The sequence below is a fragment of the Mesorhizobium sp. ArgA1 genome, from assembly GCF_053714375.1.
This window is the reverse complement of record NZ_JBSKBQ010000107.1, coordinates 1-979: the sequence shown is the minus strand read 5'-3', so window position 1 is coordinate 979 and position 979 is coordinate 1. Positions and strand designations below refer to the sequence as shown.

1 protein-coding gene and 1 pseudogene are annotated in these 979 nt (G+C 57.3%); one reads left to right on the top strand and one right to left on the bottom strand.

Annotation, left to right across the window (positions count from 1 at the left end; genetic code table 11):
• Nucleotides 1-195 (bottom strand): annotated as a pseudogene (locus ACWGTI_RS32540) (transposase); the annotation flags it as partial.
• A gap of 518 nt (nt 196-713) precedes the next feature.
• Between ACWGTI_RS32540 and ACWGTI_RS32535 the strand changes: the two are divergent.
• The gene (locus tag ACWGTI_RS32535) at nt 714-905 is read left to right on the top strand and encodes a DUF309 domain-containing protein (RefSeq protein WP_454590663.1); all 192 of its coding nucleotides are present in this window, start codon (nt 714-716) and stop codon (nt 903-905) included.
• Nucleotides 906-979: the final 74 nt, after the last annotated feature.

Below are 979 nucleotides of genomic sequence, written 5' to 3'. Positions count from 1 at the left end.
TAGATATTCAGGATCGACGGAGATTGTGTTGGAGTCAATCGTCTGACAATTAGCGAGCTCGGTCGCCTCCGATTCTCGGGTTGTCCCGGCGACGGCCGCTGAAATATCAACATCCCCCCAAATTGACCGGGATTGTTTTTGAATACCCCGCTTCCGCTTGACTTCCAGGATGAATGGTCGCGTTTGACGCCTCATCTTGCTTCCTTGTGAGCATCATTGTCGAAAAGGCGCCTGCGATACGCCGCCAATTCCTGTACGGCGCTGGCGTTTATCGCCCAGAAGGCGCCTTGGCAACACCATCAGGGTCATAGCCCCTCGTAGCCGAGGCTGCAAAGCCTTCGCTTGGGCGACGATCCACATGGAGGCGCGCCGGGCTCGGGCAATCGTATCCACCGACTTCATCACCACTACCCGCTGACTTAACGCCGTCAATGCGGGCCCAGAGAACCTTTCTCCAATGGAGCAATCTTAACTGAGTTTCATTTCTCAGTGAATGTGACCGCCTTCTGCGCATTGTCGCCAACCGCCGCGCATATAGGAAACTTCGTATCCGAGCCGCGACCATCCATGTGATATCATGCTTTGTGGCCATTGCTCCGAATTCGCGTCCCCGGCACCTGCCGGAAAAGAGCTTTCCAGCCTATGCGTACTTGCCGGGCAGGCAGCCGCATCCCGCGCGCGATCCCGCTGGACATAGTTATCTCGTCGAGCCGATGCTGGTCGCCACGGATGCGGCGATTGGCTCAGATCCATTCCTCTGGGGCTTCGGCCTTTTCAATCACGGGTATTACTGGGAAGCACATGAGGCGTGGGAAGGTCTTTGGCAGTTTGCGGACCGAGGCAGCCCTTCTCGCGCGTTCTTCAAAGCATTGATCCTTTTGTCGGCTTGTCGGCAGCCGGCATAAAGATACGTGAGGGCAAAACTGCTGCGGCCGCGCGCCACTCCCGGCGCGGCGCAATGCTGTTTCGTCGGTTGAAC

What these genes read in the sequence shown, in the direction of transcription:
- ACWGTI_RS32535 (WP_454590663.1), top strand. Translation starts at nt 714, where the DNA reads ATGCTGGTCGCCACGGATGCGGCGATTGGCTCAGATCCATTCCTCTGG.